This is a genomic window from Chryseobacterium sp. Leaf201 (assembly GCF_001421435.1).
GTDB lineage: Bacteria > Bacteroidota > Bacteroidia > Flavobacteriales > Weeksellaceae > Chryseobacterium.
The window spans coordinates 40,383-53,212 of the sequence record NZ_LMKA01000001.1 but is presented as its reverse complement, the minus strand read 5'-3'; the positions used below and the strand labels follow the sequence as shown (position 1 = coordinate 53,212).

Sequence of the window (12,830 nt, the reverse complement as noted above, 5' to 3'; positions counted from 1 at the left end):
TTATTTTAAATAATAACATACAATGAAAATTAAAGATCATTTTCTTTCCCAGGAAATATTTGAAATTAAAGAAACCGAAACTCAGGGGGTTTTTAAGACCTCCCCTATTCCATCCAATATTTCCAGATATTATGAAAGTGAAGATTATATTTCTCATCATCAGGATTCAGGCAGCCTGAAAGAAAAACTGTATAAATTTCTGCAGTCTTTCAATCTGCAGTATAAAAAGACCATTCTCTTAGACAGAATAAAAAAAGGAGCGAAAGTTTTAGATTACGGCTGTGGCGCTGGAGAATTTGTAAGATACATTGAAAATGATTTTGAAACATTTGGGTTTGAACCGGATGCCGACGCAAGAAAAGCAGCACAGCATAAAATTTCAAAAGCAGCTATTTTAGATGATATTAATCTCATTCAGGATAAGAGTCTGGATGCCATAACCTTATGGCATGTTTTTGAGCATATTGAAAACCAGGATGAAATGCTTGAAATATTTAACAGAAAATTAAAAGATAAAGGACTGTTGATTATTGCAGTACCAAATCCTACTTCCTACGATGCTAAACATTACAGGGAATATTGGGCAGCATACGATGTTCCCCGGCATGTCTATCATTTTTCAAAAAAAGGAATGGAAAACTTAATTTCCAAAAAACCGAATTGGAAAATGAGAAAAATCAAACCTTTGGTTTTAGATTCCTATTACATCTCCATGTTGAGCGAAAAATATAAAAAATCATCTCTTTTTTGGATAAAAGCGGTGGTTTACGGAACAATTTCTAACATAAATGCCCTTTTTTCAAACGAATTTTCAAGTTTGATATACGTTATCGAAAAAAAGTAGAAACGCTGTTTTTGGCCCATTTATGAGTGTCAATTTTCACGTATTAAGATTAAAAATCAGAACCTCGGAAAATTTTTCTGAGGTTTTTTATTTAAATTTAAACCAGTCAGAATAAAGGTTCCTATTTTATAGCATAGTCAGCTCCTCCCCTACCCTCTTAGTATTCAAGACAGGTAAAATTTATAAATTCTGGAATATTTAAATCTGATGTTATTGTTGAGATTCTGATAACGAAACTATTTATACTTTTAATTTTAAATTCAGAATACAGTCTATTAAAAATAAAATAGTATAATTATTTTACTGCCTATTTGAAATTGCACATGCTTAACTTTTATTAAGGAAGCTGTTATCACTTTATAGAAGGACACTGAGTTTTGAAAATTTTTAATTTTTTCTAAAGTGGAATTTAATGACAGAATTTAGGAAAGCTTAAAATAATTTAAGTGTTTTAAATAATTTTAGAAAATATTAATTATTTAACAGGTTAGGTTGCTAAAAATAAAAGTCCACTCTAATGCAGTGGACTTTAAAAATTGTATATGAAATTTATTATTTATTAATTGCGGCAACGCCGGGCAGCTCCAGACCTTCCAGACTTTCAAGCATTGCTCCCCCACCGGTAGAAACATAACTTACTTTATCATCGTAACCGAACTGCTTTACGAAGGCCACACTGTCTCCCCCTCCTACTAAAGAGAAAGCACCCAGTTTTGTAGCTTCAGCAATGCTGTCTCCAAGTGCAACAGTTCCTGCAGCAAAATTCGACATTTCAAAAACTCCAATCGGACCGTTCCATAAAATAGTTCTTGAGTTTAAAAGGATATCGTTGAACTGATCTCTGGACTTCGGGCCTGCATCCATACCCATCCATCCTTCAGGGATTGTATAAATATCTGATTCTTTTCTTTCCGCGTCATTACTGAAGCTCTCAGCGATGATGACATCAGAAGGCAGATATACCTTTACGTTGTTTTCTTTTGCTTTTCCTAAAATCTCAAGAGCCAGGGATAATTTATCTTCTTCCACCAGTGAAGTCCCGATTTTTCCGCCCAGTGCCTTGATGAAAGTGAAAGCCATTCCTCCGCCGATGATTAAATTATCTACAGCCGGAAGTATATTTTCTATAATGGTAATTTTAGTTGAAACCTTAGATCCACCTAAAATAGCCGTTACAGGCTTTTCGCCGCTTTTCAGAACTTTATCAATGGCTTCTAATTCATCAGCCATCAGTAAACCGAAAAATTTAGTCGAAGTAAAGAATTCAGCAATCACAGCGGTTGAGGCATGTGCCCTGTGCGCTGTTCCAAAGGCATCATTCACATAAGTATCAGCGAGTTGTGAAAGCTTTTCAGCAAAATCACGGTCACCTTTTTCCTCTTCATTATGAAAACGCAGATTCTCCAGCAATAAAATTTCGCCCGGCTTAAGATCAGCAGCTGCCTGTTCAGCTTTCTCCCCGATACAGTCTTCAACAAATTTTACTTCCGTCCCTAAAACTTTGGAAACCTCGTCTGTAATATGCTTAAGAGAGAACTCGTCCTTTACCTCGCCCTTAGGTCTTCCCAAATGCGCCATCAGGATAACGGAACCTCCGTCTTTAAGAATTTTATCTACCGTAGGCTTTACCGCTGCAATTCTCGTATTGTCTGCAACTTTCAGCTGGTCGTCCTGCGGAACATTGAAATCTACTCTTACCAGAGCCTTCTTACCATTAAAATTGAAATCATTGATTGTTTTCATAAATAACCCAGAATTTTCTTTTCACAAATGTAAGATTTTAAAAATTTGGAAATGCGCCAGCCCATTAAAAGTTTTCAGAAAAGTTTTTAAGAATGTTCTCCGCAAGCCCAACATCCATTAACCAACAATTTTTTCTTTATATAAAAAAAGAATACGCTATTGTTGTTGTGTGTTGTGAGTTTAGGGGATAACTTTTGTATAAAATCTTTATAACATGAAATTTCTGATCAATTCACAATTTATTTACATTATAATCTGCTGGAAATCTGATTTTTCAGGTACTTACTAACAAATATTAGTAACTTTTCCCCAATTTCGATTATGGATAACTGATTTCCGGAAAAACCGGTGAGTTCGTGCAGGAAAGTTTTGCGAAGTTTGTCCCGGAATTTTTGGGCGTCCTTTCCATTACACATTTTTATAATGTTACGAAACATTTATTTTACCGGAGTTATCCACAGTTATTCACATTGCTGTTCACAATTTACTCCCGAACGACTAACAGACTTTGTTATTATTCTTACCTTTGTCCGGAAATACATCTAAAAAAGTTTAATACAGGTATTATGAAAAGAAAAATCGCTATTGCCGCAGACCATGCAGGGTTTGAATATAAAGAGATTGTTAAGAACTATTTATCAGAAAACTTTGAGGTTCAGGATTTTGGAACGTTTTCCACAGACAGTGTGGATTATCCTGACTTTGTGCACCCGGCTGCAGCTTCCGTTGAAAACGGAGAAAATGAACTCGGTATTTTAATATGCGGAAGCGGAAACGGAGTTCAGATCACAGCAAACAAACACCAGAAGATCCGTTGCGCGCTTTGCTGGATGCCGGAGATTGCATCACTGGCCAGACAGCATAATGATGCCAATATGATTTCCATCCCGGCAAGGTTCATATCTAAGGAACTGGCGATTGAAATTGCAGATAAATTCCTTTCAACAGACTTTGAAGGCGGAAGGCATCAGAACAGAGTAGATAAAATTGCATTTTGCTAAATATAAAGGCTTATCAATCAATCGGTAAGCCTTATTTATTTTTTATTCTGTATATTTGCAGCATATAAGGAATAGGATACGCCGAATATTCCTGCACTGCCTCTATCATTTTAAAAGATATTTAAAAGAAGGTTTTCCTCTTCTCTTCTCCATATTTGTATTAAATTTATAGAAACTAAAAGCTCCCTGCTGTCGAAAGACTGGTAGGAAAATTGATGCTGTTGATTATAAACGGTAAATTTAAATGGTTTTAATATCATTAAAACTATAACCCATTAATAATAATAAAATGCCAAAAAAAGGAAAATATATAAGTCAGAAAAATGACCATAAGCTCCAGGAAATCGGAAGGCTGATCCTGCGTTTCATGAATGAAAATTCTACGAAGATCTACAATTACAAACAGATCTCAGACGGAATTGACCATAGAAATCCAAGACAACGCGAGCTTGTTATCCAGGCTTTACACAAGCTGCAGGCTGCTGACCGCATTAAAGAGCCTGAAAAAGGAAAATATATCATCAACCTTGATATTAAAGGAACCTTAACCGGAATAATTGATTTTAACCAGTCGGGGAATGCTTATGTTACCGTTGAAGGACTTGAAGATGATGTCTTCATCCATTCCAAAAATGTAAAAGATGCATTGCAGGGTGATAAAGTACTCATTGTAACCTATACCTATAAAGGAAAGAAACTGGAAGGTTCGGTACTGGAAGTTCTGGAAAGATCCAGAACGGAATTTGTTGGGACACTGCAGATGGTTACCCATAAAGATTTCGGATTTGTAGTGTGTGACAAAAAAACGATCAATACAGATATTTTTATTCCGAAAGGAAAATTCGGAGGCGCTGCAGACGGCGATAAGGTAATTGTAAAAATGACGGAATGGAGACCGGGAGATAAAAATCCGGAAGGTGAAATCACCCAGGTGCTCGGCGCACCGGGAGAACATGAAACCGAAATCCATTCTATCCTGGCAGAATACGGGCTTCCGTATGAATTCCCTGAAGAAGTGGAAAAAGATGCCGATAAAATAGACAGGAGCATTAATGATGATGAAGTGGCAAAACGCCGGGATATGCGTGGGATTACTACCTTTACCATTGACCCTAAAGATGCCAAAGACTTTGATGATGCATTGTCTATCAGAAAATTAGAAAACGGGAACTGGGAAATCGGTGTCCATATTGCAGATGTTTCCCATTATGTGGTTCCGGGGACCATGCTGGATGATGAAGCCTATCAGAGAGCTACCTCAGTATACCTTGTAGACCGTGTAGTGCCGATGCTTCCGGAGGTTTTAAGTAATGATGTCTGCTCACTCCGCCCGCATGAAGATAAATTTACATTTTCTGCTGTTTTTGAGCTGGATGATGATGCAAAAATTCATAACCAATGGTTTGGAAGAACGGTTATCCATTCAGACAGAAGGTTTACTTACGAAGAAGCCCAGGAAAGAATTGAAGGACAGGAAGGTGATTTCAAAGAAGAGATCCTGGTCATGGACAGGCTGGCAAAAATCATGCGTCAGAAAAGGATTAAGGACGGAGCGATTACTTTTGATAGAAGTGAAGTCAGGTTTAATTTAGATGAAAACAATAGTCCTATCGGGGTATATTTTAAAATCAGTAAAGATTCAAACCACCTGATTGAGGAATTTATGTTGCTGGCCAATAAAAAAGTGTCAGAATTTGTTTCCCTGAACAAAAGAGGAGATTTAAGTCAGAATACCTTTATTTACAGGGTGCATGATGATCCGGATCCGGCAAAACTAAAATCGCTAAGGGATTTTGTTTCTACATTCGGATATAAAATGGACCTGGCCAATACCAAAAAAGTAGCTGAGTCTTTAAACAGATTGTTACAGGATGTAAAAGGCAAGGGTGAAGAAAATATGATTGAAACACTGGCGATGCGAAGCATGAGCAAGGCTGTATATTCTACGGAACCAATCGGTCACTATGGACTCGGATTTGATTATTACAGCCACTTTACCTCTCCTATCCGTCGATATCCCGATTTGCTTGCCCACCGGTTATTGCAGCATTATCTGGACGGAGGGAAATCCCCGAACAAAGCAGAACTTGAAGAAAAAGCAAAACACTGCAGCTCCATGGAAAGGCTGGCGGCAGATGCAGAAAGGGATTCCATTAAATATATGCAGGTGAAATTCATGGAAAAACATCTGGGAGAAACTTTCACAGGGGTAATTTCCGGTGTGGCAGAATTCGGATTCTGGGTTGAAATCCCTGAAAACGGTGCAGAAGGCCTGATTAAATTAAGAGACCTGATGGATGATTCTTACACCTATGATAAAGCTACCCATGCCGTTTACGGTTCAAGAACCGGCAACCGGTATCAGCTGGGAGACCAGGTGAAGATCAAAGTGGTAAAAGCAAACTTAATCCAAAAGCAGCTGGACTTTAAGATTGTTGAATAATTAATCTATAGGTTCTGAAAGAACGAAATCCATTTAATATACTGAAGATCACAATTTGTGGTCTTTTTTGTTTTTATAGCTGATTATCATCGTTTGCAGATTATAAGTAGTACAGAATTGGTTTCCTTTAATGAGGCTGAAAGCATGATAATCGATAAGAAAGCATTCTTTGAAAATTAAAACAACAACGTTTTTAAACCCAGATAAAAATATAATCTTTAAATTTGGCTCTGAAACCCATAATCAATGTTTGAACTTATATTATCTGCCATCGTATTAGGATTTATGCTGAGCCTGGTTTTTATAGGACCTATTTTTTTCCTTCTCATCGAAACCAGCTTTTCCCGGGGCCCGAAACATGCTTTGGCTCTGGATATCGGGGTGATTTCTGCAGATTTGCTGTGTATTCTGGCAGCTTATTACGCGAGTGCAGATATTGTAACTTTAATTGACAAGCATCCCGGTTTTTACAGGATTACGGCAATACTCATTTTTGCCTACGGTATTATAATGATGCTTACCAAAACCAAGATGCATATGTCCGGTGAAGAAAAAATCATCAGTCAGAACTATTTTAAAACATTCATTAATGGCTTTTTCTTTAATCTTTTAAATGTGGGGGTCATTCTTTTCTGGCTGGTAACGGTAATTTCCGTAAGGAATCAGTATCCGAATACCGGCAATTTTATTTTATACATCGGCATTGTCATCGGCACTTACCTTTTCATAGACCTTATTAAAATTTTTCTGGCCAAACAGTTTCATGACCGGCTGACCCAGACATTGGCGAACAGGATCAGGAAGATTGTCGGCGGAATTCTTATCGGCTTCAGTTTCTTTATCTTTTTACAGAGCTTTAAAAAGTTCAATCAGTTTGATAAGCGTTTGGAAGAAGCAGAAAAAACAGAAGTAAAATACCAAAAGCAGAAATGAAAAAAATAATCTTTCCGGAATCCCTTAAAAAAGGCGATAAAATAGCCGTTATTTCTCCCGCAGGAGCTGTAGAGGCATCCCAGCTGGAGGAAGGGATTGCCATGATTAAAAATAAAGGCTATGAACCTGTTTTAGGAGAGCATGTGTACACAAAATTCTCTAACGGATACAATTACGCAGGAACTGAACAGGAAAGAATAAAAGACCTTAACTGGGCTTTAAATGACAGTGAAATTTCTGCAGTCTGGGCTTCCAGAGGCGGTTACGGCTGTCAGCATCTGATTAAACATATAGAACTCAGTGATTTTAAAGACCGTCCGAAATGGTACATCGGATATTCCGATAATACGGTTGTCCAGAGTTATTTATTGAAAAAAGGGTTTGCTTCCGTTCATGGACAGACTGTTAAAACTTCAAGTTTTGGAGTAACTGATGAAAGCTATGATCTGATTTTCGATATTCTGGAAGGAAAAAAACCGGAATACAGTTTTGCATCACATCAGTTAAACAGGGCAGGCACCGTTGAAGGACAGCTTACCGGCGGAAATTTAGCCCTGATTTATGCCCTTCTCGGGACAGAATATTCATTTAAATTTAAAAACAGAATTTTATTTATTGAAGATATCGGCGAGAGTTTTTATGCGCTTGACCGAATGATCATGAGCCTGGAACTGGCAGGCGTTTTTCATAAAATTTCAGGCTTGATTGTCGGTGGAATGACCAATATGGGCGATGAAAAAGAGAATAACCAATATAACGAAAGTTTTGATGAATTCGCATATCAATTAATCTCAGAAAGAATTTTAAAGTATGATTTCCCTGTAATTTTCGGGTTTCCAAACGGACATATTAAAGATAACCGGCCTTTGATTATCGGAAGCCATATCAAGATAAAGATTGACGATATGGTAGAAATTGAATTTTAAAATGGAAAATGTTCTAGTAGAATACAGCTATTCTCCTTCAATAACAGGGGTACTCAGAAGTGTTGACATTTGCATTTATGAAAATTTTGATTTTAAATTTGAAATCTTCTATTATAAAAAGCCAGATAAAACTCTTTCTGACGAAGAATAGATTGGATTGATGAACTCACAATACTTTAATTAAACAGGAAGATTAATCCTATAACTTAAATTCAAGTATGGCCACACACAACGATTTCGGCAAAAAAGCAGAAGATTTGGCGGTAGAATTTTTACAGAAAAAAGGCTATAAAATCCTGGTCAGAAACTTCCGGTTTCAGAAAGCGGAAATAGACATCATTGCTGAAGCAGATAACCAGATCATTATTGTGGAAGTAAAAGCACGGTCCACAGATGCCTTTATGCTGCCACAGGAAGCAGTGACCAAAACAAAGATCAGATCAATTGTATCGGCAGCTAATTATTATATGGAAGAGTTTAATAAACATCAGGAAGTAAGGTTTGATGTAATTACCGTTCTTCCCGATGAGAGAAAAAAACTAGTCATTGAACATATTGTTGGTGCTTTTGAAGCATTCGATGCCAACTAAAATGAGGTAACAATAACAATACATCAGTTTAACAGTTACCAATGGCTGTTTTACTGATTACCTATCAGGTGGTATATTTAAACATTAAAATTTTATGAAAACAATAGTAATTACCGGTGCTACATCCGGAATAGGAAAATCTACCGCTCAGCTTCTGGTAAAACAGGGAAACAGAATGATTATTTGCGGAAGAAGAGATGAAGTTCTGGAATCATTAAAGGCAGAACTTTCCTTAAATACCGAAATATTTAGTTTGAAATTCGATGTAAGGAACCTGGATGAGGTGGAAGCAGCCTTCAGTTCTCTTCCTCAGGAATGGAAGGATATTGATGTGCTGATTAACAATGCAGGGAATGCCCACGGCCTGGATCCTCTTTCTGCCGGTAAAACAGATGATTGGGATTCGATGATTGACGGTAATGTCAAAGGGCTGCTGTACGTTTCTAAAATGGTTATTCCGGGAATGAAGGAAAGAAATTCGGGACATATTATCAACATCAGTTCCGTAGCAGCAAGGCAGACCTATGCAAACGGCGTGGTGTACTGTGCAACTAAAAAAGCAGTTGATGTTATATCTGAAGGCATGAGACTTGAGCTTACCGAATTCGGAGTTAAGGTAACCAATATCCAGCCCGGTGCTGTGGAAACCGACTTTTCCGTAGTAAGATTCAAAGGAGATACAGAAAGGGCGGCAACGGTCTACGCAGGCTATGAGCCTTTAAAAGCGGAAGATATTGCAGATTCAATAGCTTACTGTATCAATGCACCGAAGCATGTCTGCATTTCTGATATGACCATCTACCCTACTGCACAGGCAGAGCCGAGGACCATTTACAGGAAGTAGTCTCAAAATAATGGCTTAAATTTGCAGCATAACTCATCATTTTATTTATTGATAAATTGCAGTACAGTTAAATTTTACATTAAAAAATGAAAATATTATATCTTGAAACCTCTTCAAAAAACTGTTCGGTAGCCATTTCTGATGATGAAAAGCTGCTGTGCCTTACCGAAGAAGTTTCTGAAAACTATAAACAGTCGGAAAGCCTCCATACTTTTGTAGAATGGGCCCTTGAAGGTGCCGGAATTTCAATACAGGATATTGAAGCAGTCTCTTTAGGAAAAGGTCCAGGTTCCTATACAGGTTTAAGGATCGGTTCATCATCAGCAAAAGGCTTCTGTTACGGACTGAAAGTTCCTTTAATTGCAGTAAATTCACTGGAAAGCATGATAGAGCCTTTTTTAGGGCAGAACTATGATTTAATTATCCCTTTGATCGATGCCAGGAGAATGGAGGTTTATACCGCCATTTATGACGGAAAAACAGGTGATGACGTTTCTGGTACGGAAGCAAAAATTTTAGATGAAACCTCTTTCACTGAATTTAAAGACAGAAAGATCATATTTGTAGGAGACGGCGCCCTGAAAGCAAAAGAAATCCTGCAGCTCCCAAATGCTGAATTTAATGCAGGCATCTACCCTTCCGCACAGTATCTGGTCAAAAAAACCATGGAGAAAATCAGGGACAAAGCATTTGAAGATATCGCCTATTTTGAACCGTTTTACCTCAAGGATTTTCACGGTGTAAAGAAAAAGAAATCCCAGGATCTGACATAATAAAATAGATAAGCAATTGAATTGATATCATAAAAAAAGCGAAGAATTTAATTCTTCGCTTTTTGTTTATTGTGGTTTTGCAGGAACCGAATTCATATCTGCAGGCTGCATTTGCTGATTCTTGTTTTGTCTCCTTCTCTGTGTATTATTGTTTCCATCTGTAGGCTGGATTGTTTGAGGATTGCTCATCTGCATATTTCCCTGGTTTTGGGGAACTCCTGTAGCATTGAACTGCTGACCCGGAACATTACTGCTCATGGCTCCGGGGTTCTTGGGTAATGAATTTCCTTTATTGTCTGTTGCCTGAAATGAGAGGTCCGTTTTCAGGTAATTCAGCATTTCCTTAGCTTTTTCTCCTTCAGGAGTTTTGGAATAATTTAAAGCAATCTGTTCCAGCTGAAGGATCATCACTTCTTTCCCACTCGATTTTCCGGAATTGAACGCATTCAACAAATACAGCTTCGGAACCAGTGCATCTTTCGGATATTTCTGAATGGTCTGTTCAATAATGTCTTTGCTCTCCCCGAATTTCTCGGATTCATACAAGGAAAATGCCTGTTTATACTGTGTTTCTACGTCTTCTGAAGATTTTACAAACGTACTACTCTTCGGGTTTCTTGCAAATTCTGCGTAGGAAGTATAAGGATAGTCTTTCAGTAAAATCTGCTTGGCTCTTTCGGCAACCTGGGGATTTTTAAGGTAATTCATGGCAAAAATTTCATACAGTGCCTGCAGCATTACTTTTTCTTCAGGCTTTACATCCACCAGGTCATACAGGGTCTTTGTGGCTAAAGGCGTATTCGTGAAATAATTCTGATACATCACCCCTAATCCTAATGAAGCAGTATCCCTATCCTTTTTCAACTGGTCCAGCTTGGCAAGATCCGTCGGGATCTGTTCAATATAGAAAGCAGGCTCGAAACGTCTTGGGTTCGGTGCTGCCGTAGTTCCCAGAGCATCATTTTTCATATCCTCAATCGTAGCCATTTTCTTTGATGAACGCCAGTTATCAACCAGGGCCCTTTCTCCCCAGGTCTGTTTAAAGGTCTGCGACCCTTTTGAAACCGTTCCTGTATTGGAAAAATAAAACCCTCTGTTGGAGACTCCGAAATCTTCGAAAGCATTTGAACTGTTGGCGAAAATTGAAGCGGCATTGTAATCTCCCCCGTCAAATCCTTTGCTTCGTTCCGCTCGTCTTCTTTCCAGTTCTTCTTTCTCTTCCTTTACTTTTATTTTAGCAATATATTTTGAGAAAAAATCGGTTTTCTGTTCCGGCGACATTTTAGCCAGATTCAGAATACTGTCATTTTTCTTGATCATGTAATAATTTTTAGAGATCTTTTTAATATAAACGGACTGGTCTGCCAAAAGAACCTTTGAAGGTTCATAAGTCATCACCGCTAAAGCAGAATCATAATATGCTCCCGCTCCGATATAATCATTTTTATCTAAATATCCTTTCCCGATTTCATAATATGCCAGTCCGCGGATCTGTCCGTCTGAAACTTTTTCTGCCAGGGATTTCCTGAAATATTCCTGGGCTTCGTCCTTTTTACCGGCTTTATTGGCCATAAGTCCTAACGCATAATAAAATTCATTCTTTCTGGAACCGTATGTCCCCTTGGTACTGATGTCTTCAAGGTATTTCCGTGCTCCGCTGTAATCTCCGTTTCCGTTGAACGTTTTGGCAATTTCAATCTGGGATTTTACCTCAAATTCAAAATCATTGGCATATTTGTAGGCAGCCATAAAGCTTTCCCTTGCTTTCTCATTTTGGTTGAGGTTTTCCAAAACCTGCCCTCTCAGGTAAGCAATCCGGCTTTTCAGCTTTCTGTTGCTGTTGAGTTCAAAAGCATTATCCAGCTCCCGTACGGCCTCTTCTTTCTTTCCTGCATCCAGAAGGGATTCAGAATAATAGATGCTCAACAGCTTTTCATATTGTTTGCTGATTTTTTCGCTTTTTAATTTCGAAAAAACTTCATGTGCTTTATGGTAATTTTTAATCTGGGCATAGGCTAAACCCTGATAAATTTTTGCCAGAGGGATTCTTTTGTCATCCTTCATATGGGTAAAGACATAGTTCAGGGCATCCAAGGCCTCCAGAGACTTGCCTCTGTAAATCCTGGCCTGCGCAAGGATCATGTACGCATCAAAAATTTGTTTGTTCCGTTCTTCACCGTGTTTGATCACAGAATATTTATTGATAGCCTTTAATGCTTTTGCTTCTGCGATTTCCAGGGTTGTAGCTCCTTTCTGGTCCATTTGGTTCGGGTCTGTTCCTGTACCGCCGCCCAGGCCACCGGACATGGCTGGGTTTCCGGGCATTCCTGAAGGCATTCCGGGCATCCCGCCTCTGCCGTTGCTGCTTTGCTGCGGCCTGTTGACTTCCGCCATTTTCATGGAGTTTTCTGCAAAAGCTGAAGACTGTCCCAGGTCACTTCCCAAAGGCTGGTCTTCATAGGTAAGAATAGGGATAAAAGGCGCATAAAAATTGTCCTTATGTGCTTTGTCCCGGGTTTCAAATTCATTATTCAATGCATCTTTGGCATTAAATAAAGTATTGTAGTATGTAGTAAACCCTTTCATGAACTTAGATCGCTGCTCCGGCTTCTTGGTTCTGGTAGAACAGGAAGCAACAATACAGAGTATCAGAAGGAATAAGATATTCTTTTTCATTATTTAATATAACTCGCTAATATACTTTTTATTATAAGCAGTTTGATGATTTTGTAA

Annotated in this window: 10 protein-coding genes; 8 read left to right on the top strand and 2 right to left on the bottom strand. The window is 38.2% G+C overall.

From position 1 onward, the window contains the following. The first annotated feature begins 22 nt into the window (after positions 1-22). Entirely contained in the window at positions 23-844 is an 822-nt protein-coding gene (locus ASE55_RS00255) for a class I SAM-dependent methyltransferase (protein WP_056213904.1), read from the top strand. Positions 845-1,396: 552 nt separating this feature from the next. Here ASE55_RS00255 and ASE55_RS00250 read toward each other — a convergent pair. Beyond that, positions 1,397-2,587, bottom strand: coding sequence for a phosphoglycerate kinase (locus tag ASE55_RS00250; RefSeq protein WP_056213899.1), 1,191 nt, complete (start codon positions 2,585-2,587; stop codon positions 1,397-1,399). Positions 2,588-3,153: 566 nt separating this feature from the next. Here ASE55_RS00250 and rpiB point away from each other — a divergent pair. The 7 genes from rpiB to tsaB all read left to right on the top strand — a co-directional run bounded on the left by rpiB (position 3,154) and on the right by tsaB (position 10,097). Further along, positions 3,154-3,588 (top strand): ribose 5-phosphate isomerase B, encoded by a 435-nt coding sequence (rpiB, locus tag ASE55_RS00245; protein ID WP_056213896.1) that lies wholly within the window; start codon positions 3,154-3,156, stop codon positions 3,586-3,588. Between the two features lie 289 nt (positions 3,589-3,877). After that, positions 3,878-6,031, top strand: coding sequence for a ribonuclease R (gene rnr / locus ASE55_RS00240; protein WP_056213893.1), 2,154 nt, complete (start codon positions 3,878-3,880; stop codon positions 6,029-6,031). A 246-nt stretch (positions 6,032-6,277) separates the two neighbouring features. Next, positions 6,278-6,964 carry a LysE family translocator gene (locus tag ASE55_RS00235; protein ID WP_056213887.1) on the top strand — a complete coding sequence of 229 codons (687 nt, stop codon included), beginning with the start codon at positions 6,278-6,280 and terminating at the stop codon, positions 6,962-6,964. Further along, a complete protein-coding gene (locus ASE55_RS00230; protein ID WP_056213882.1) occupies positions 6,961-7,890 on the top strand; it encodes an LD-carboxypeptidase in 930 nt (309 codons plus the stop codon). The genes ASE55_RS00235 and ASE55_RS00230 overlap by 4 nt, the downstream gene beginning before the upstream one ends. A gap of 218 nt (positions 7,891-8,108) precedes the next feature. Further along, positions 8,109-8,480, top strand: coding sequence for a YraN family protein (locus tag ASE55_RS00225; RefSeq protein WP_056213880.1), 372 nt, complete (start codon positions 8,109-8,111; stop codon positions 8,478-8,480). A 94-nt stretch (positions 8,481-8,574) separates the two neighbouring features. Continuing rightward, positions 8,575-9,324 carry an SDR family NAD(P)-dependent oxidoreductase gene (locus ASE55_RS00220; protein WP_056213877.1) on the top strand — a complete coding sequence of 250 codons (750 nt, stop codon included), beginning with the start codon at positions 8,575-8,577 and terminating at the stop codon, positions 9,322-9,324. An 86-nt stretch (positions 9,325-9,410) separates the two neighbouring features. Next, on the top strand, positions 9,411-10,097 hold the full coding sequence (tsaB, locus tag ASE55_RS00215) for a tRNA (adenosine(37)-N6)-threonylcarbamoyltransferase complex dimerization subunit type 1 TsaB (protein ID WP_056213874.1): 687 nt from the start codon (positions 9,411-9,413) through the stop codon (positions 10,095-10,097). A gap of 66 nt (positions 10,098-10,163) precedes the next feature. Here the strand turns inward: tsaB and ASE55_RS00210 are convergent, their stop codons facing one another. Beyond that, a complete protein-coding gene (locus ASE55_RS00210; RefSeq protein ID WP_056213871.1) occupies positions 10,164-12,773 on the bottom strand; it encodes a tetratricopeptide repeat protein in 2,610 nt (869 codons plus the stop codon). Positions 12,774-12,830 lie beyond the last annotated feature (57 nt).